This is a genomic window from Micrococcus terreus (assembly GCF_900116905.1).
Classification (GTDB): domain Bacteria; phylum Actinomycetota; class Actinomycetes; order Actinomycetales; family Micrococcaceae; genus Citricoccus; species Citricoccus terreus.
Window position 1 is genome coordinate 358,953 of sequence record NZ_FPCG01000001.1, and the last position, 17,839, is coordinate 376,791.

Consider the following 17,839-nt stretch of genomic DNA (forward strand, 5'->3'; position numbering starts at 1 on the left):
TCCGTCGTCGTGGGGGAGGTGGTATTGGCGAGGTGGACTGTGCCCGTACAATCGTTCGGGGCCACCGTGCCCGAAACCTCCCTAAGATTAAGGTTCTCCCCGCATGACAGATTCCCGTATCCAGCGCTCCGATCTGCGCAACGTGGCCATCGTGGCCCACGTGGACCATGGCAAGACCACCATGGTCGACGCCATGCTGCGCCAGACCGGTGCCTTCAACACCCACGGCGACGTCGCCGAACGCGTGATGGACTCCGGGGACCTGGAACGGGAGAAGGGCATCACCATCCTGGCCAAGAACACCACCGTGTTCTACTCCGGTCCCTCCGCGAACGGTGAGACCGTCACCTTCAATGTGATCGACACCCCCGGACACGCCGACTTCGGCGGCGAGGTCGAACGCGGCCTGTCCATGGTGGACGGTGTGGTCCTGCTGGTGGACGCCTCCGAGGGCCCGCTGCCCCAGACCCGCTTCGTGCTGCGCAAGGCGCTGGCCGCCAAGCTGCCGGTGATCCTGGTGGTCAACAAGACCGACCGTCCGGACGCCCGGATCGACGGCGTGGTCTCGGACTCTATGGACCTGCTGCTGGGTCTGGCCTCCGACCTGGCCGATGAGGTCGAGGATCTGGACCTGGACTCCGTGCTGAACCTGCCCGTGGTGTACGCCTCCGGCAAGGCCGGCCGTGCCTCCATGGAGCAGCCCGCCGACGGCTCCCTGCCGGACAACGAGGACCTGGAGCCGCTGTTCGCCACCATCATGGAGCACATCCCGGCCCCGTCCTACACCGAGGGCGAGGTCCTGCAGGCACACGTCACCAACCTGGACGCCTCCCCGTTCCTGGGCCGCCTGGCGCTGCTGCGCATCTTCAACGGCACCCTGAAGAAGGGGCAGCAGGTGGCCTGGGCCCGCCAGGACGGCGCCCTGAAGACCGTGAAGATCACCGAGCTGCTGGGCACCAAGGGCCTGACCCGCGAGCCGATCGAGCAGGCCGGTCCGGGCGAGATCGTGGCCGTGGCCGGCATCGAGGACATCATGATCGGTGAGACCCTCACCGATGTGGACAACCCCAAGCCGCTGCCGCTGATCACCGTGGACGACCCGGCGATCTCGATGACCATCGGCATCAACACCTCCCCGCTGGCCGGCCGCGTCAAGGGCGCCAAGGTCACCGCACGTCAGGTCAAGGACCGTCTGGATGCCGAGCTGATCGGCAACGTGTCCCTGAAGGTGCTGCCCACCGAACGTCCCGACGCCTGGGAGGTCCAGGGCCGTGGCGAGCTGGCGCTGGCCATCCTGGTGGAGCAGATGCGCCGCGAGGGCTTCGAGCTGACCGTGGGCAAGCCCCAGGTGGTCACCCGGACCATCGACGGCAAGATCCATGAGCCCATGGAGCGCATGACCATCGACACCCCCGAGGAGTACATGGGGGCGATCACCCAGCTGATGGCCGCTCGCAAGGGCCGCATGCTGGAGATGTCCAACCACGGCACCGGGTGGATCCGCATGGACTTCAACGTCCCCGCACGCGGCCTGATCGGCTTCCGCACCCAGTTCCTGACCGACACCCGCGGTGCCGGCATCGCCTCCTCGATCGCCAATGGTTACGAGCCCTGGGCCGGACCCATCGAGTACCGCAACAACGGATCTCTGGTGGCCGACCGGGCCGGCACCGCCACGCCGTTCGCCATGATCAACCTGCAGGAACGCGGCAGCTTCTTCATCCAGCCCGGCTCCGAGGTGTACGAGGGCATGATCGTCGGCGAGAACTCGCGTGCGGACGACATGGATGTGAACATCACCAAGGAGAAGAAGCTCACCAACATGCGTGCGGCCTCCTCGGATTCGTTCGAGGGCTTGACTCCGCCGCGCACGCTGACCCTGGAGGAGTCTCTGGAGTTCGCCCGCGAGGACGAGTGCGTGGAGATCACCCCGGAGTCCATCCGCATCCGCAAGGTCGTGCTGGACGCCAACGAGCGGCTCAAGGCAGCCCGTGCCCGCGCCCGCGCCTGAGCAGACGCTGTCTGAGACCGCTGCACCGACCAGCGGGACCCATCCGCGGTCCCGCTGGTCAGCGGCCGCGTTGGCGGTCGTCCTCGGGATCCTTGCCGGGCTGTTCGGCACTGTCCTGCACCTGCAGCTGAGCTGGCTCGGGGGGATCCTGCTGCCCTGGGGTGCGCTGCTCGCCCTGATCCTGGTGGCGGCCGTCCAGCTGTGGGCCGCCCTGTCCACGCGGGAGCTGTGGGTCGGGGGGATCGTGGCTGTGGCCGCCTTCACCACTGTGCTGCTGATGCGCTACTGGCCCGGCTCGGACTCCTTCTCCGTGGGACTGGACCAGTACACCCTCCAGATGCTCCCCGGTCCGGCGGTGGCCGGCGCTCTGTGGCAGTGGGGAGTGCCGGCGGTCGGCGTGGCCTTGATGCTGGTGTCCCAGCGGCTGCTGCGTGGCGTGGGCCACCCGGTCCGAGGCGCAGGGACGCACACGGTCTAAGCTGGTGGGCAGACCCGCTCCCGTGACGACCGCAGAAAGGCGGTTCACCCCACATGACCTACGTCATCGCCCTGCCGTGTGTGGACCTGAAGGACAAGGCCTGCATCGAGGAATGCCCGGTGGACTGCATCTACGAGGGGGAGCGCTCCCTCTACATCCACCCGGATGAGTGCGTGGACTGCGGCGCCTGCGAGCCGGTCTGCCCTGTGGAGGCCATCTACTACGAGGACGACGTCCCGGAGGAGTGGGCCGACTACTACAAGGCCAACGTCGAGTTCTTCGACGACCTCGGCTCGCCCGGCGGCGCCGCCAAGATGGGTCTGATCCCCAAGGACCACGAGATCATCGCCGCGCTGCCCCCGCAGCAGCACGACCTCTGATCCCCGCTCCGGCATGCTGACCCTGCCCGAATACCCCTGGGAGTCCCTGGCCCCGTACCGCCGCACGTCGCAGGCCCACCCGGGTGGGATCTCCGATCTGTCCATCGGCACGCCCGTGGACCCCACTCCGCAGCTGATCCAGGACGCGCTGACCGCGGGGGCCGACGCCCACGGGTACCCCACCACGCACGGCACGCCGGCCCTGCGCGAGGCGATCTCCGGCTGGTTCGCCCGCCGCCGCAGCGTGCCGGGGCTGGACCCGGAGGCGATCATCCCCACAGTGGGCTCCAAGGAGTTCATCGCCTGGCTTCCGCTGCTGCTGGGGATCGGTCCCGGAGACGTGGTGGTGCGCCCGTCGGTGGCCTACCCCACCTATGACATCGGCGCCCAGCTGGTCGGCGCCACCCCCGTGGCCGCTGACTCCCTGGATGAGCTGGACCCGGACGTCCGGTCCCGGGTGAAGCTGATCTGGACCAATTCCCCCGGCAACCCCACCGGCAAGGTGGCCTCCGTGGAGGAGCTGCGGGCCGTCGTCGGGCAGGGCCGTGAGCTGGGCGCCGTGGTGGCCGGGGACGAATGCTATGCCGAGCTGGGCTGGGACCGGTGGGACGGCACCGCCAGCACACCGTGCATCCTGGACCCGGAGGTCTCCGGCGGGGACCACACCGGTCTGCTCAGCGTCTACTCCCTGTCCAAGCAGTCCAATCTGGCCGGGTACCGTGCCGCGTTCGCCGCGGGGGACCGGGACCTGGTGCTGAACCTGGTGAACTCGCGCAAGCATGCCGGGATGATCGTGCCCGCGCCGGTGCAGAGCGCCATGACCGTGGCCCTGCAGGACGACACCCACGTCCAGGAGCAGAAGGACCGCTACCGCCGCCGCCGCACGCTGCTCAAGGACGCCCTGCAGGCCCGTGGTCTGGGGGTGGAGCATTCGGAGGCCGGGCTGTACCTGTGGACCCGGGACGGCAGGCTTCCCGACGACGTCCAGTCCGCTCCCAACCCCCAGTCCAGTTGGGACCTGGTGGGGGAGTTCGCGGACCTGGGCATCCTGGTGGGACCGGGCACGTTCTACGGCGAGCACGGCAACGGATACGTGCGCGTGGCGATCACCGCCACCGACGAGGCCGTGGAACAGGCCGCCCAGCGGCTGCGGGGCTGACGCACAGCGACCAGCTGCGCAGGTGAGGCGCCCCGAGGGCGTGCCCTACCTCACATGAGCACTGCACCTGGGGGCACCGGTCACGCGCCGGAGCTGAAGAAGACACTGAACGAGCTGGACGGCTACGCCATCGGCTTCGGCGCCATGATCGGCTTCGGCTGGGTGGTGCTGACCGGCGGCTGGCTGGAGGGCGCCGGAACCCTGGGCGCCGTGATCGCGCTGGCCACCGGTGGACTGATCATGATGGTGGTCAGCTTCGTCTACGCCGAGCTGACCTCGGCCATCCCCAAGGTGGGCGGGGAGCACCAGTACCTGATGCGCAGCATGGGTGCCCGCTGGGCGTTCATCGGCTCCTGGGGCATCACCGGCGGATACATCACCATCGTGGCGTTCGAGGCCGTGGCCCTGCCGCGCACGGTGGAGTACGTGTTCCCCCAGATCAGCGAACAGAAGATGTACACGATCTTCGGTTCGGACGTGGCCCTGTGGTGGGCCCTGATCGGGGCCGCCGCCGCCGTCATCGTCACCGTCATCAACTACGTGGGCGTGAAGGTCGCCGGGATCGTGCAGACCTTCGTGGTGATCTTCCTGGTGCTCGTGGGCCTGATGCTGGTCTTCGGCTCCTTCAGCAACGGCTCCGTGGAGAACATGGAGCCCTTCTTCACCAACGCCACCGGCCTGTTCACGGTGCTGATCGTGGTCCCGTTCCTGTTCGTCGGGTTCGACGTGATCCCGCAGAGCGCCGAGGAGCTGCGGATGGAGCCGCGCAGGATCGGCCGACTGATCGTGATCTCCGTGGCCATGGCCACCGTCTGGTACATCATGACCGCCCTGACCACCGCCTCCTCCATGCCGCTCAACGAGCTGCTGGCCTCGAACCTGGCCACGGCCGATGCCATGGGTGCCCTGTACAACAGCACCTTCATGGCCAACCTGCTGATCGCCGGCGGTGCCGCGGGCATCATCACCTCCTGGATCGCCATGCTGATCGGCGCCTCCCGCCTGATGTACGCCCTGGCCCAGTCCGGGATGCTGCCGCGCTGGTTCGCCCAGCTGCACCCGAAGTACCGCACCCCCTCCAACGCGGTGCTGTTCATCGGCGGGCTCTCCGTGCTGGCCCCGTTCCTGGGGGAGGACGCCCTGGGCTGGCTGGTGGACTCCGGCTCCCCGAGCATCGTGCTGACCTACATGCTGGTGTGTGTGGTGTTCCTGATCCTGCGCCGGCGCGAACCGGAGATGGCCCGGCCGTTCCGCAGCGGCGGCCCCACCCTGGGCAAGGTCATCGGGATCGCCGGCGTGGTGCTGACCCTGGGCCTGCTCTCGCTGTACATCCCGGGCATGCCGGCCTCCATCCACCCGGTCTCCTACCTGCTGTGCGGGCTGTGGTGGCTGCTGGGCATCGTGTTCCTGTTCCGCATCCCCCGGGGGATCGAGCCGGGAGAGGACGCGGAGGAACGCCTGCATGCGGCACTGGCGGGCCGTCGTCGGGAATCCTGAAACGGGCCGTGAGCGACGTCACGGATTCCGCCCCGTGGAGAACTGCTTGGTAGCGTAGGGGGTGACTGCACATGCTGTGCGCCCATCGGCGCCCGGTGCCATCACGAGCTACTCATGAGGGAGAACCCATGACCGAGAACACGTCAGCCCAGCTGTCGGTGGACGGCAAGACCGTCGAGCTGGCGCGGGAGAATTCCGTTGTCGGCAACGACGGACTGAACATCGGCCCGCTGCTGAAGGACACCGGTCTGGTCACCTACGACCCGGGGTTCATGAACACCGCCAACACCAAGTCGGCGATCACCTACATCGACGGCGATGAGGGGATCCTGCGCTACCGCGGCTACCCCATCGAGCAGCTGGCCGAGCACTCCTCGTTCCTCGAGGTCGCCTACCTGCTGATCTACGGCGAGCTGCCCACCGGCGATCAGCTGGAGGACTGGGACCAGAACGTCCGCATGCACACCATGCTGCATGAGGACCTGAAGGGCTTCTTCTCCGGCTTCCCGCGGGACGCGCACCCCATGCCGGTGCTCTCCTCGGCGGTCTCGGCGCTGTCCACCTTCTACGCCGACTCCCTGGACCCCTTCGATGAGGAGCAGGTCCACATCTCCACCATCCGCCTGCTGGCCAAGCTGCCGGTGATCGCCTCCTACGCGTTCAAGAAGTCCCTGGGCCAGCCCATGCTCTACCCGGACAACTCCCTGAACCTGGTCGAGAACTTCCTGCGCCTGTCCTTCGGCGTCCCGGCCGAGCCGTACGAGCTGGACCCGGACGTGGTCAAGGCCCTGGATCTGCTGCTGATGCTGCACGCGGACCACGAGCAGAACTGCTCCACCTCCACCGTGCGCCTGGTCGGCTCCTCCCAGGCCAACATGTTCGCCTCCATCTCCGCGGGCATCAACGCCCTCTACGGCCCGCTGCACGGCGGTGCCAACGAGGCTGTGCTGAACATGCTGCGCAAGATCCAGGCTGAGGGCATCAAGCCCGAGGAGTTCATGGAGAAGGTGAAGAACAAGGAGGACGGGGTCAAGCTCATGGGCTTCGGCCACCGCGTCTACAAGAACTACGATCCCCGGGCCAAGATCATCAAGTCCACTGCGGAGGACATCCTCAACAAGCTCGGCGGCAATGACGAGCTGCTGGACATCGCCCGCCGCCTGGAGGAGAAGGCCCTGGCGGACGACTACTTCGTGGAGCGTCGTCTGTACCCGAACGTGGACTTCTACACCGGCGTGATCTACAAGGCCATGGGCTTCCCGGAGAAGATGTTCACCGTGCTCTTCGCCCTGGGCCGCCTGCCCGGCTGGATCGCCCAGTGGCGCGAGCTGATGGAGGACAAGACCACCAAGATCGGCCGTCCGCGGCAGATCTACACGGGTGTGCAGAGCCGGGACTACCCGGCCGGTCGCTGAGGCGTCCTGCACCACGAGCACTCCTGAGGGGGTCGGCTTCGGCCGGCCCCCTCTGCTGTGCCCGGGGCCGCACCGGCACACCGGACAGGCATGCCCGACGGCGGCTCCCTCGCCTCAGCGGTGGAAGGTCACCGTCACGGTGCCCTCAGCGGCCTGGGGTCCCGTGGCGGAGACCCAGCCGTGTTCGGAGCGGACCCACTGCAGCCCGCCGAAGGAGGCGGAGGTGACGCCGAACTGCTGGGCGTGGGCCACCGCCCACTGCACCAGGGCCCAGCCGCGTGTGCCGCTGGCAGAGAGGGTCACGGTGCTGCCGTCGGCGGCGGCCACGGGATCGGCTGAGGAGAGCTGTTCGGTCAGGGCCGTGGCGAACCCGGCGGCGTCCCCCGGGGCCTGGGGGGACTTGAGCACACAGTTCAGCCCGGCGGGGGAGTTGCCGGTCAGGGCAGAGGCGTAGGCCCGGCCCTCGGGCTCATGGTCGGCGTAGGCGTCCGGGAATGCCGAACGCTGGACCTTCTGGGCGGCCACGGTGATGTCCATGTCCTCGAAGTCCGGGGCCACCAGTTCCAGCTCCTGGAAGAAGCGGTTCGCGGCGTACACCGGGTCCATCACCTGCTCCTCGGAGCCCCAGCCCTGGGACGGGCGCTGCTGGAACAGGCCGCGTGAGTCCGGGCCGGCGCGGTCACCGTAGTCGATGTTGCGCAGCTTGGACTCCTGGAACCCGGTGGCGATCCCGATCGAGGCCGCCCGGGCGGGCAGTCCCCGGTCCATGGAGACTGCGCTGATCAGGGCGGCGTTGGCGGCCTGATCCGGCGCCAGCTCGAACGAGTCCGGTCCCACCACTGCGGTGCAGCGCTCGCGCACCAGCACCTCGGAGTCGTCCACGAACCTCCAGGCCGCCCAGGCACCGCCCACCACCAGGGCAGTGCAGAGCACCAGCACTACGGTGGTGCGGCGGCGCCGTTGGGCGCGGCGGCGTGCAGCGGAGCTGCTCACGGCCGGGCCGTCCCGGAGGGTTCGTCCATCAGATCAGTTGGCGTGCAGGGCGGAGTTCAGCTCCACGGTCTGGCCGGCGCGGGGCAGGGCCTGGACCTGGCCGGTGGCCGAATCGCGCCGGAACAGCAGGTTGGAGACGCCGGAGAGCTCCACGGCCTTCACGGTGGTCTCTTCGGCCTCGGTCCCGGACCCCTGCCGGACGGCCACGCGGGTGCCGGCGGTGACGTAGAGTCCTGCCTCCACCACACAGTCGTCCCCGATCGAGATGCCCACACCGGAGTTGGCGCCGAGCAGCACCCGCTCGCCGATCCGGATCCTCTGGGTGCCGCCGCCGGAGAGGGTGCCCATGATCGAGGCGCCGCCGCCCACATCGGAGCCGTCGGCCACCACCACGCCGGCGGAGATGCGGCCCTCCACCATGGAGGTGCCCAGGGTGCCGGCGTTGAAGTTCACGAAGCCCTCGTGCATCACGGTGGTGCCCTCAGCCAGGTGGGCGCCCAGGCGGACCCGGTCGGCGTCGCCGATCCGCACGCCGGTGGGCACCACGTAATCGGTCATCCGGGGGAACTTGTCCACCCCAAACACGGCCACCGGTCCGCGCGAGCGCAGCTTCAGGCGGGTCAGCTCGAAGTCCTGCACGGCGCAGGGGCCGTAGTTGGTCCACACCACGTTGGTGAGCAGCCCGAACACGCCGTCCAGGTTCAGGGTGTTCGGGGCGGCCAGGCGGTGGGAGAGCAGGTGCAGGCGCAGCCAGGCATCGGCGGTGTCGGCCGGGGCGGCGTCCAGGTCGATCTGGACCTCCACCACGGACTGGGTGGTGCCGCGCTCGGCGTCGTCCTGCGCGGCTGCAGCCAACTGCTCCTTGACCGAAGTCTCCTGCGCGGAGAGCTCGCCGAGAGCGGGAACGGGGAACCAGACGTCCAGCACGGACCCGTTGGCGGCGGTGGTGGCCAGACCGTATCCGGAGGCGGTGCGGGAGGTGGTCTCGGGCAGGGCAGTCTGGTGCTTATCAGGCGTGGTGGTCATGGCCCCAGTCTAGAGTGAACGGCATGCTTCCCGACGACGTTGCGCCCCGTTCCGAGACCTCCCACCACAGTGCCCCTCAAGTCACGCTTCCGCCCCTGGACACCGACGTGGCCGTGCTGACGGCGGCCCTGGTGGACATCCATTCGGTCTCTGACCAGGAGACGCCGCTGGCCGATGCCGTGGAGTCCGCGCTGCGTGCTCTGCCGCGCCTGGAGGTGACCCGGATCGGGGACACCGTGGTGGCCCGGACACAGTTCGGCCTGGACTCCCGCGTGGTGCTGGCCGGTCACCTGGACACCGTCCCGTTGCCGACCGTGGAGGGGGCGAAGGGGACGGTGCCCTCGCGCTGGGAGCCGTCGGCCGACGTCGGGAACCTGCCTGCCGATGAGGCCGTGCTGTACGGGCGTGGCACCACGGACATGAAGGGCGGCGTGGCCGTGCAGCTGGCCCTGGCCGGGCTGATCGGGGCTGAGGGCGGGCCGCAGACCGAGCGGGACGTCACCTGGGTGTTCTACGACCACGAAGAGGTGGATGCCGAGCGATCCGGTCTGCTGCGGGTGGCCCGGGAGGCCCGGGACCTGCTCGAGGGCGACTTCGCGGTGCTGCTCGAACCCACCGACGGCGTGGTGGAAGGGGGCTGCAACGGCACCTCGCGCTACGTGGTGACCGTGCCGGGAGTCGCCGCCCATTCGGGCCGGGCCTGGCGCGGGGTCAACGCCATCCACGGCGCGGCACCGCTGCTGACCGCACTGGCCGCGTACCAGCCGGCCACCGTCACCGTGGAGGGCCTGGACTACCGGGAGGGACTGAACGCGGTGCGCATCCACGGAGGGACCGCCGGCAACGTCATCCCGGACACCACGGCCGTGGAGATCAACTACCGCTTCGCCCCGGACAAGACCCTGGATCAGGCCCACGCGCATGTGCTGGGCGTGCTGGCCGAGGCTGGCTTCTCCGGGGACGCGGTGCAGATCGTGGACGGATCCCCGGCCGCTCGGCCCGGACTGGACCGGCCCGCCGCGGCGGCGTTCGTGCAGGCCGTGGGCGGGGAGCCCATGCCCAAGTTCGGCTGGACGGATGTGGCCCGCTTCTCCGAGCTGGGCGTGCCTGCCGTGAACTTCGGGCCCGGCGATGCCCTGCTGGCCCATACCGACGATGAGCACGTCACCGCCGGTGCCGTGCGCACCTGCCTGCGGGCCATGCAGGACTGGCTGCTGCCGGACAGCCCTCGCTGACCCGGCACCAGCCAGCCGACCCTGATCAGGCGGTCTTGACCGCGCCGGTGGTCGCCGGCGCGGCCGGGGCGGTCTCACCGCTGGTCCGAGAGGACAGGCGGCGGGAGAGCCGGGTGGCCACCCAGGTCAGGATGAAGTTGATGACGATGAACACCAGGGCGGCCACGATCAGCGACTGCAGCATGTTGCCGTGGCCGGAGCCCAGCTGGCGGGAGTACTGCAGCAGCTCGTAGAAGCCGATCAGATAGCCCAGGGCCGAGTCCTTGATGATCACCACGAACTGGCTCAGCAGCGAGGGCAGCATGGCGGTCAGGGCCTGTGGGACCTCCACCAGGCGCAGGGACTGGTTCGAGGTCATGCCGATCGCGGCGGCGGCCTCGCGCTGGCCCTTGGGCAGGGACTTCACGCCGGAGCGCACCAGCTCGGCGATCACGGCGCCGTTGTACAGGGTCAGACCCACGATCACGGCGTAGTAGGGGGCGTCCTGCGGGGACATGGCGCCGTTGCCCGCCACCACGCGGGCGAAGAAGAAGTACAGGAAGACCATCATCACCAGCACGGGCACCGCGCGGAAGAACTCCACCACCACACCGGCGAACCAGCGGATCGGTCCGAACGGGGCCAGGCGCAGGAAGCCGAAGAGCAGACCGAAGGCCAGCGAGGTGACGACCGCGATGCCGGAGGCCTGCAGGGTGAACTGGAGGCCGGGCAGGTAGTAGTTGGCCCACGCGTTGCCGTCGATCGCCCGCAGCCACAGGTTGGGCTCGAGCTGGTTCTGCTCGTTGAGCTTCATCAGCACCAGGACCACCAGGACCAGCACAGCGGCCAGAGTGACCAGGTTGGAGATCATGATGTTGCGGCGGGCCTTGGGACCCGGCGCGTCGAAGAGGACTGAGGGCTGAGCCTTCATCGCGCCACCGCCAGCTTGTCGGAGAGCCAGGTGGTGAGCAGGCCCATGGGGATCACGATCAGGCAGAAGCCGATGGCGATGGTCAGAAAGATCTGGATCATCAGGTCAGGTCGGAACTCGATCATGGTCTTCATCAGTCCGGAGCTCTCCGCCACGGAGGCGGCGGCGGCCACGGTGGTGTTCTTGGTCAGGGCGATCAGCGTGTTGCCCAGAGGAGTCACGGCGCCGCGCAGGGCCTGCGGCAGGATCACCAGCCGGGCGGCGGGCAGGAAGCTCAGACCGATCGCGCGGGCGGCCTCGGCCTGGCCCAGCGGAACGGTGTTCACGCCGGAGCGGATCGCCTCGCAGACGAAAGCCGCATGGTAGATGGACAGCGCGATCACCGCGTAGGTGAAGAAGTTCAGGGGGAAGTCGTCGGAGAAGGTGATCTTCAGCTGGCCCCAGACGGCGAGCACGCCGAGCACCATGATGATGGTCAGCGGGGTGTTGCGCAGGATGTTGACGTACCCGGCGCCCACCCGCTGCAGGGAGCCGACGGGGGAGATGCGGAACACGGCCAGGATGATCCCGAGCACGAAGGATCCGATGGCCGCGAAGAACGTCAGCCGGATGTTCATCCAGAAGGCGCCGAGGATGTCGTACTCGGCGAAGAGTTCAGCGAATCCGTTCATGGTCTTCCTGAGTGGGGAGGGAGGGGATCGGTGCACCGGTGGCAGGCGGGATGCTCCCGCCTGCCACCGGTCTCACGGTGAGAGGTGCAGAGAGTGCGTCAGTCTGGCCGCAGCCGTCAGGAGCAGCTCTCCATCTCGGTGTCGGTGTTCAGCTCCTCGTTGGCGGTGTAGCCGGTGCCCTCGGTGGCGGTGGTCAGAGCCTCTTCCCAGGCGCCGTCCTCCTTCATCTTGCCGATGGCGTCGTTGATGGCCTGGCACTGGTCCGAGTCCTTGGAGATGCCCACGCCGTAGCGCTCCTCGGTGAAGGGGCTGCCCACGACCTTGAACTTGCCCTGGTTGGTGGAGGTGGCGGCCAGGCCGGCCAGGATGATGTCGTCGGTGGTGACGGCGTCGACCTGTCCGGACTCCAGGTAGTTCACGCACTCGGCGTAGCCGCCCTGCTCCACCAGGTTCACACCCTCGGCGTACTCGTCCTTGATCTTCTGGGCGGAGGTCGAGCCGGTGACGGAGCACAGGTTCTTGCCGTCCAGGGCGTCCGGGCCGGTGATCTCGGTGTCGTCCGCGCGGACCAGCAGGTCCTGGCCGGCCACGAAGTACGGTCCGGCGAAGCCCACGCGCTCCTTGCGGGCGTCGGTGATGGAGTAGGTGGCGAAGATCATGTCGACCTCGCCGTTCTCCAGGGCGTTCTCACGGTTGGCCGAGGGGGTCTGGATCCACTCGATGTTCTCCTCGGTGTAGCCCAGCTCGCCGGCCACGAACTTGGCGACCTCGACGTCGAAGCCGGTGGGGGCGTTGGAGCCCTCGCGGAAGCCCAGGCCCGGCTGGTCGAACTTGATGCCGATGCGGACCTTCTCGCCGGAGCCTCCCTCGCCGTCGCCGTTGGTGGCGTCGCCGCCACCGGACTCAGACGGGGAGCAGGCCGAGAGGGCGAGCAGGGCCGAGGCGGCCAGGGCGGTGGTGGTCAGGAACTTCTTGCGCATGGTGTCCTCCAGGTGCGGTGATGCGGTGATTGAGATGGTGATCGGGGATGGGTGGTCAGTGGGCCAGGATCTTGCCCAGGAAGTCCTTGGCTCGTTCGTGCTGCGGGGCGGTGAAGAAGCTCTCCGGGTCGGTGTCCTCCAGGATGGCGCCGTCGGCCATGAAGATCACCCGGTCACCGGCCTTTCGGGCGAAGCCCATCTCGTGGGTGACCACGACCATGGTCATGCCCTCCTTGGCCAGCTGGACCATCACGTCCAGGACCTCCTGGACCATCTCGGGGTCCAGGGCGGAGGTGGGCTCGTCGAAGAGCAGGACCTTGGGACGCATGGCCAGGGCGCGGGCGATCGCCACACGCTGCTGCTGGCCGCCGGAGAGCTGAGCCGGCAGCTTCTTGGCCTGCTGTCCCACGCCGACGCGCTCGAGCAGCTCCATGGCCTCCTTCTCGGCCCGGGCCTTCTTCAGTCCCTTGACCTTCATCGGGCCCAGGGTGACGTTCTCCAGGATCGACTTGTGCGCGAAGAGGTTGAAGGACTGGAACACCATGCCCACCTCGGCCCGGAGTCTGGCCAGCTCCTTGCCCTCCTGAGGGAGTGGCTGGCCGTCGATCAGGATCCGGCCGCCGTCGTCGTCGATGGTCTCGAGCCGGTTGATGGTGCGGCACAGGGTCGACTTGCCCGAACCCGAGGGACCCACCACGATCGCGACCTGGCGTTCGGGGATGGAGAGGTTGATGTCCGTCAGGGCCTGGAACGGCCCGAAGTGCTTGTTGACGTTCTCCAGCTGGACCAGAGGTCGAGCGGAGTCCGCGGCGGGCCCGGCTGCACCCGCGGGCTCAGAGGTGGTGTGCGTCATAGGGAGAGAGTAGCGGAACCGGGCGCGTCGCCGTGCGACCTGGGCGCCCGTCGCGTCGAGAACGCGTAGCCGGACACGGAATCGTCGTGGATCTGAAACATCATCGTGACGCGGACCCTGCCCCGGAGCCTGGATAGGCTGAGTCCATGCCCCACACTCCTGAACCTCCGGCACATCCGGTCCGCCGTGGCCCCCAGACGCTGCGGGGCCGTCATGCGGCCGAACCGACCTTCGACCAGCTGCTGCTGGACTCCCGGCACGGTCTGTCCGAGCTGCCGGCCGAGGGGGAGGTGGGCTTCACCTCCTCGGACCCCTGGCGGGTGCTGCGCATCCAGGGCGAGTTCGTGGAGGGCATCGGCACCCTGGCGGGACTGGGCCGAACCATCTCGGTCTTCGGCTCGGCGCGCACTCGCGAGGGCTCGCAGGAGTACGACGACGCCCGGCGCCTGGGTGCGCTGCTCGCCCAGGCGGGATACTCGGTGATGACCGGCGGTGGGCCAGGGTCCATGGAGGGCGCCAACCGCGGGGCCAAGGACGTGGACGGGCATTCGGTGGGACTGGGCATCGAACTGCCTCATGAGCAGGGCCTGAACGCCTGGGTCGACCTGGGGGTGGACTTCCGGTACTTCTTCGTCCGCAAGGTCATGTTCCTGAAGTACTCCCAGGGCTTCGTGGTGCTGCCCGGCGGCCTGGGCACCCTGGATGAGCTGTTCGAGGCGCTGACCCTGGTCCAGACCGGCAAGGTCACCTCCTTCCCCATCGTCCTGATGGGACGGCAGTTCTGGACGCCCCTGGTCGACTGGCTGCGGGACACCCTGGCCGCGCGGGGCATGATCAATCCGGAGGACCTGGGACTGCTGGAGGTGGTGGACACCCCGGAGGAGGCCGTCGAGGCCGTGCTGCTCAACGATCTGCGCGGTCCCGAGGTGGCAGACGCCGACGCCGAGACCACCCGGGCGCCGGCCACCGGTGACGGCGGTGACCCGCAGTGAACGTCTTCGTCACGCTCGTGCTGATCCTGGCCGTGGTGGTGGCCGGTGGCATCGTCGGGGTGCTCTCCGGGCGAGTGCGCTGGGCGCAGCCGCTGCAGGATCCGGTCTCCACGGTTCCTCCCGTCCTGCTGCCCCAGCATCCCCGGGCGCAGGACCTCGCTCAGCTGCGCTTCGCCACCGGCCTGCGCGGATACCGGATGGACCAGGTGGATCACACCCTGCGTCGATTGGCTCTGGCCCTGGAGGAGCGGGATCGGCGCATCGCCGAACTCGAGGCCGAACGGGCCACGATTAGCGGCACCGCCCACTCTTCGGAATAATGGGAATTGTTGTACGTCACACTGCGGCACCACCCAGGGCCTGAAACCGGGGTCGCAGGCAGAAACGAGCGGCTCCGCCTGGAGGGGTCCGCTGTGAGAAGGGAACGCAGATGGCAGCCATGAAGCCCCGCACCGGGGACGGTCCCATGGAAGTGACCAAGGAGGGACGCAGCCTCATCATGCGCGTGCCGATCGACGGCGGCGGTCGGCTCGTGCTCGAGCTGAACAACGAGGAGGCCGCAGCCCTGAAGGAGTGCCTGGTGGGTGTGACCGGCGGCTGAGCCGGAGCCTTCCAGAGAGAACAGGCAGAGCCCCCGTCCTGTGGCCGCATCGGTCCAGGACGGGGGCTCTGCTGTGTCAGCGTGGTGTCAGCGGCGCACGGCCAACAGCACGCCCGTGCCGGTGGGGGTCAGTGCGGAGAGCCACTGCTCGTCCTCGCGCACCGCACGTCCGAGCTGACGGGCGGCCAGGGTGGAGGACTCTCGCACCGCTGGGCGGGGGACCCGGTCCTGGTCCAGAGCGTCGTTGACGATCAGCAGCCCGCCGGGGCGCAGCAGCCGGGCGGCCTGCTCCAGGTGGAACATCAGCGAGGCGTGGTCGGCATCGATCAGCACCATGTCATAGGACCGGGAGGACAGGCGTGGCAGCACGGTGCGGGAGCGGCCGGTGATCATCCGGGTCCGGTTGGCCGGGTGGCCGGCTTCAGTGAAGGCCTCGCGGGCGGCCCGGAGGGCCTCGGCGTCGGTGTCGATGGTGGTCAGGACCGAGGAGGCGGGCAGGCCGCGCATCAGAGCGGTGCCCGACACACCGGCGCCGGTGCCGATCTCCACCACGGTGGCGGGGGAGGAGGTGGCGGCCAGGACGGTCAGCAGGGCGGCGGTGCCTTCGCTGACCGGTTCGATGCCCAGTTCTGCCGAGCGCTCGCGGGCCCGCAGCAGCACCTCGTCCTCCTCCGGTCGCGACTCAGCGAACGCCCAACTGGCGTGCTTGTCGGTCTGGTACGGGCTCAGGGCCTTCATGAAGGGGTGCTCACTTCTCTCGTGGTCGACTCGGCAGTCCAGTCTACGACTGACCGGGCCCGGGCCAGTCCGGAGTGCCTCCAGTGACCTCTCAGCTTCACCGGCCACACTGGAAGGGACCGGAAGGAGACCGCAGCCATGACCGTGACGCCCCTGACCTCGTCCGCCCCCGCACTGAGGTGGGCCCCGCGTCCACAGTCCACGCCGTCTCCGTCCGCCCTGTGGAGGGAGGGACGCCACTGATGGCGGTCTTCCACCCCCGGACCCGGTTCGACTCCTTTCTCGAGGGGGCGTTGGACCAGACCACCCATCGCCGCGTGGCCGAGCACCTGGACCGGTGCCCCATGTGCCAGGACGAGGTCGACCAGCGGCATCGGATCCTGCGAGCCGCCGAGCAGGGCGCCGAGGCGCGGTCGATTCCCCCACAGCTCCTCCCTCCTCCCTCCTCATCCACTGTGCTGGGAGAGCGCCCCGGAGTTCCGGGGTGGAAGGTGGTGCTGAGCCTGGGCGCGGCCGGGGTGGCCGCTGGAGCCGTGGTGCTGGCAGCCTGGGTGGCCGGGGAACCCCAGCAGAGCGCCGCACCCACCGAGCCCCCCGCCATCCAGCCGGTCCCGGAGGTGCAGGTCGAGACGTCGCGCTCATCTGCCGCTGATGCGGCACAGGAGGAGGAGACCCGGACGGACGGGGCCTCTGCCGGACCGTTCAGTGCCATCGCGGCCACCTCCATGGACACCGCCGCGTCCCCGACCGCCCGGTCAGAGACGGCCGCGCTGCTGGATCAGCTGCGTCGGCAGGGCTGGAACGTCCCCTCACTGACGGTGGCCGGCCTGATGCCGGAATCGGTGGGGCTGCGCGAGCATGAGGACGCCACCGAACTGGTGCTGAGCCTGGACGGGTCCGTGGGGTCGGCCGTGCTGCATGAATGCCGTTCCGAGGATCAGAGCCTGGACGACTCGGCCTGCCTGAGCGATCCGGCCCTGATTCCCCCGGAGGGTGCTGAGGAGTCGGCCCTGCCCATGGGGTTGACCTCCAGGACGCAGACCCACGAGGACGGTTCCTGGACGGCGTGGGTGCAGACGGCCCAGGCCGCCTATGCGCTGAGTTCGGATCTGCCCGTGGAGCGCGCTGACCGCGTGATGACGCTGGTGGTCCTCTCCGAACGGGCCCGGGTGCAGTCCGCCCAGCTGCCCGACTCTGCCACGGAGCGCCTCGTGCGCGGCTTCGAACGGCTGATGCCCTGGACCGATGATGCCGACGTCCCCCGCTGAGACCAGGGGCGCCTGCCGTCCCACGCCTCGTGACTCCCTCGCCCTCCGGTAGGCTCAGGGACTGTGACATTCGGAATCAATGGCGCCGAGCTGATCATCCTGATCGTGCTCGCACTGCTCATCCTGGGCCCTGAGAAGCTGCCGGACTATGCCCGGAAGATGACTCAGTGGATCCGGCAGATGCGCCAGATGGCCGAAGGTGCCAAGAACCAGTTCAAAGAGGAGACCGGCACCGACTTCGACGAGATCGACTGGCGTCGCTACGATCCCCGCCAGTATGACCCGCGCCGGATCATCAAGGAGGCCCTGGCCGAACCGGTCCAGGACATGCGCTCCACCGCCCAAGAGGTCTGGGACCACGAGGCTGTGCGGGAGGACCTCAAGACCATGGACCCCCGGGATCTGGTGCGTGGCAAGACCGGGCGAACCTCCGCGACCTCAGCGCAGGGGACCGGGTCCACCGCCCTGGGCGCGGCTGCCGTCGCAGCCGGAACGGCAGCGATGAGCCACCACGCGGAAGGGGAGCCCGACCCCGCGGAACAGGCGGACGGGGCCGATGCGCCTCACGGTGCGTCTGAGCCCGCAGAGATCCTCCCGGCTCCGTTCGACACCGAGGCCACCTGAGCCCGCTC

19 protein-coding genes are annotated in these 17,839 nt (G+C 68.8%); 12 read left to right on the top strand and 7 right to left on the bottom strand.

The genetic code is table 11. The features are described from left to right. The first annotated feature begins 103 nt into the window (after positions 1-103). The 6 genes from typA to BM355_RS01695 all read left to right on the top strand — a co-directional run bounded on the left by typA (position 104) and on the right by BM355_RS01695 (position 6,940). Positions 104-2,011: a translational GTPase TypA gene (gene typA / locus BM355_RS01670; RefSeq protein ID WP_091693293.1), complete on the top strand. Its 1,908-nt coding sequence runs from the start codon at positions 104-106 to the stop codon at positions 2,009-2,011. Then, entirely contained in the window at positions 1,992-2,489 is a 498-nt protein-coding gene (locus BM355_RS01675; RefSeq protein WP_091693296.1) for a hypothetical protein, read from the top strand. The genes typA and BM355_RS01675 overlap by 20 nt, the downstream gene beginning before the upstream one ends. A gap of 53 nt (positions 2,490-2,542) precedes the next feature. Further along, positions 2,543-2,869 (top strand): ferredoxin, encoded by a 327-nt coding sequence (gene fdxA / locus BM355_RS01680; protein WP_091693298.1) that lies wholly within the window; start codon positions 2,543-2,545, stop codon positions 2,867-2,869. Positions 2,870-2,882: 13 nt separating this feature from the next. Then, positions 2,883-4,028 carry a succinyldiaminopimelate transaminase gene (gene dapC, locus BM355_RS01685; RefSeq protein WP_091693301.1) on the top strand — a complete coding sequence of 382 codons (1,146 nt, stop codon included), beginning with the start codon at positions 2,883-2,885 and terminating at the stop codon, positions 4,026-4,028. 54 nt (positions 4,029-4,082) lie between these two features. After that, the gene (locus BM355_RS01690; RefSeq protein WP_091693304.1) at positions 4,083-5,525 is read left to right on the top strand and encodes an APC family permease; all 1,443 of its coding nucleotides are present in this window, start codon (positions 4,083-4,085) and stop codon (positions 5,523-5,525) included. 128 nt (positions 5,526-5,653) lie between these two features. Further along, positions 5,654-6,940 (top strand): citrate synthase, encoded by a 1,287-nt coding sequence (locus BM355_RS01695; RefSeq protein ID WP_091693307.1) that lies wholly within the window; start codon positions 5,654-5,656, stop codon positions 6,938-6,940. 114 nt (positions 6,941-7,054) lie between these two features. On the opposite strand, the gene BM355_RS01700 is transcribed toward BM355_RS01695, so the two are convergent. Further along, the gene (locus BM355_RS01700) at positions 7,055-7,933 is read right to left on the bottom strand and encodes a hypothetical protein (RefSeq protein WP_091693310.1); all 879 of its coding nucleotides are present in this window, start codon (positions 7,931-7,933) and stop codon (positions 7,055-7,057) included. Positions 7,934-7,966: 33 nt separating this feature from the next. Further along, complete coding sequence (gene dapD / locus BM355_RS01705) at positions 7,967-8,959, bottom strand: 2,3,4,5-tetrahydropyridine-2,6-dicarboxylate N-succinyltransferase (RefSeq protein WP_091693313.1); 993 nt, start codon at positions 8,957-8,959, stop codon at positions 7,967-7,969. A gap of 23 nt (positions 8,960-8,982) precedes the next feature. On the opposite strand from dapD, the gene dapE reads away from it, so the two are divergent. Further along, positions 8,983-10,194, top strand: coding sequence for a succinyl-diaminopimelate desuccinylase (gene dapE, locus BM355_RS01710; protein ID WP_091693315.1), 1,212 nt, complete (start codon positions 8,983-8,985; stop codon positions 10,192-10,194). A gap of 25 nt (positions 10,195-10,219) precedes the next feature. On the opposite strand, the gene BM355_RS01715 is transcribed toward dapE, so the two are convergent. From BM355_RS01715 to BM355_RS01730, 4 genes are all read right to left on the bottom strand, one after another. After that, entirely contained in the window at positions 10,220-11,104 is an 885-nt protein-coding gene (locus tag BM355_RS01715) for an amino acid ABC transporter permease (protein ID WP_091693318.1), read from the bottom strand. Continuing rightward, on the bottom strand, positions 11,101-11,775 hold the full coding sequence (locus tag BM355_RS01720) for an amino acid ABC transporter permease (protein WP_091693321.1): 675 nt from the start codon (positions 11,773-11,775) through the stop codon (positions 11,101-11,103). Before BM355_RS01720 ends, BM355_RS01715 begins: the two co-directional genes overlap by 4 nt. Before the next feature lie 116 nt (positions 11,776-11,891). Beyond that, positions 11,892-12,755, bottom strand: coding sequence for a glutamate ABC transporter substrate-binding protein (locus BM355_RS01725; RefSeq protein WP_091693324.1), 864 nt, complete (start codon positions 12,753-12,755; stop codon positions 11,892-11,894). Positions 12,756-12,810: 55 nt separating this feature from the next. Further along, positions 12,811-13,608 carry an amino acid ABC transporter ATP-binding protein gene (locus BM355_RS01730; protein ID WP_091693327.1) on the bottom strand — a complete coding sequence of 266 codons (798 nt, stop codon included), beginning with the start codon at positions 13,606-13,608 and terminating at the stop codon, positions 12,811-12,813. Between the two features lie 146 nt (positions 13,609-13,754). On the opposite strand from BM355_RS01730, the gene BM355_RS01735 reads away from it, so the two are divergent. From BM355_RS01735 to BM355_RS01745, 3 genes are all read left to right on the top strand, one after another. Then, a complete protein-coding gene (locus BM355_RS01735) occupies positions 13,755-14,600 on the top strand; it encodes an LOG family protein (protein ID WP_091693331.1) in 846 nt (281 codons plus the stop codon). Beyond that, positions 14,597-14,920: a DivIVA domain-containing protein gene (locus BM355_RS01740; protein WP_091693336.1), complete on the top strand. Its 324-nt coding sequence runs from the start codon at positions 14,597-14,599 to the stop codon at positions 14,918-14,920. The genes BM355_RS01735 and BM355_RS01740 overlap by 4 nt, the downstream gene beginning before the upstream one ends. Positions 14,921-15,030: 110 nt before the next feature. Continuing rightward, positions 15,031-15,201 carry a DUF3117 domain-containing protein gene (locus BM355_RS01745; protein ID WP_091693339.1) on the top strand — a complete coding sequence of 57 codons (171 nt, stop codon included), beginning with the start codon at positions 15,031-15,033 and terminating at the stop codon, positions 15,199-15,201. A gap of 87 nt (positions 15,202-15,288) precedes the next feature. On the opposite strand, the gene BM355_RS01750 is transcribed toward BM355_RS01745, so the two are convergent. Continuing rightward, a complete protein-coding gene (locus BM355_RS01750) occupies positions 15,289-15,939 on the bottom strand; it encodes an O-methyltransferase (RefSeq protein ID WP_091693344.1) in 651 nt (216 codons plus the stop codon). 242 nt (positions 15,940-16,181) lie between these two features. Between BM355_RS01750 and BM355_RS01755 the strand changes: the two genes are divergently transcribed. Then, positions 16,182-17,207: a hypothetical protein gene (locus BM355_RS01755; RefSeq protein WP_091693348.1), complete on the top strand. Its 1,026-nt coding sequence runs from the start codon at positions 16,182-16,184 to the stop codon at positions 17,205-17,207. 63 nt (positions 17,208-17,270) lie between these two features. Beyond that, a complete protein-coding gene (gene tatB, locus BM355_RS01760) occupies positions 17,271-17,831 on the top strand; it encodes a Sec-independent protein translocase protein TatB (protein WP_091693353.1) in 561 nt (186 codons plus the stop codon). The last annotated feature ends 8 nt before the right edge of the window (positions 17,832-17,839 follow it).

Bases quoted from the DNA above. Each gene is read 5' to 3' on its own strand.
- typA (WP_091693293.1), top strand. From the start codon at position 104: ATGACAGATTCCCGTATCCAGCGCTCCGATCTGCGCAACGTGGCCATC.
- fdxA (WP_091693298.1), top strand. From the start codon at position 2,543: ATGACCTACGTCATCGCCCTGCCGTGTGTGGACCTGAAGGACAAGGCC.
- dapC (WP_091693301.1), top strand. From the start codon at position 2,883: ATGCTGACCCTGCCCGAATACCCCTGGGAGTCCCTGGCCCCGTACCGC.
- BM355_RS01690 (WP_091693304.1), top strand. From the start codon at position 4,083: ATGAGCACTGCACCTGGGGGCACCGGTCACGCGCCGGAGCTGAAGAAG.
- BM355_RS01695 (WP_091693307.1), top strand. From the start codon at position 5,654: ATGACCGAGAACACGTCAGCCCAGCTGTCGGTGGACGGCAAGACCGTC.
- dapD (WP_091693313.1), bottom strand. From the start codon at position 8,959: ATGACCACCACGCCTGATAAGCACCAGACTGCCCTGCCCGAGACCACC.
- dapE (WP_091693315.1), top strand. From the start codon at position 8,983: ATGCTTCCCGACGACGTTGCGCCCCGTTCCGAGACCTCCCACCACAGT.
- BM355_RS01715 (WP_091693318.1), bottom strand. From the start codon at position 11,104: ATGAAGGCTCAGCCCTCAGTCCTCTTCGACGCGCCGGGTCCCAAGGCC.
- BM355_RS01720 (WP_091693321.1), bottom strand. From the start codon at position 11,775: ATGAACGGATTCGCTGAACTCTTCGCCGAGTACGACATCCTCGGCGCC.
- BM355_RS01725 (WP_091693324.1), bottom strand. From the start codon at position 12,755: ATGCGCAAGAAGTTCCTGACCACCACCGCCCTGGCCGCCTCGGCCCTG.
- BM355_RS01730 (WP_091693327.1), bottom strand. From the start codon at position 13,608: ATGACGCACACCACCTCTGAGCCCGCGGGTGCAGCCGGGCCCGCCGCG.
- BM355_RS01735 (WP_091693331.1), top strand. From the start codon at position 13,755: ATGCCCCACACTCCTGAACCTCCGGCACATCCGGTCCGCCGTGGCCCC.
- BM355_RS01745 (WP_091693339.1), top strand. From the start codon at position 15,031: ATGGCAGCCATGAAGCCCCGCACCGGGGACGGTCCCATGGAAGTGACC.
- BM355_RS01750 (WP_091693344.1), bottom strand. From the start codon at position 15,939: ATGAAGGCCCTGAGCCCGTACCAGACCGACAAGCACGCCAGTTGGGCG.
- BM355_RS01755 (WP_091693348.1), top strand. From the start codon at position 16,182: ATGGCGGTCTTCCACCCCCGGACCCGGTTCGACTCCTTTCTCGAGGGG.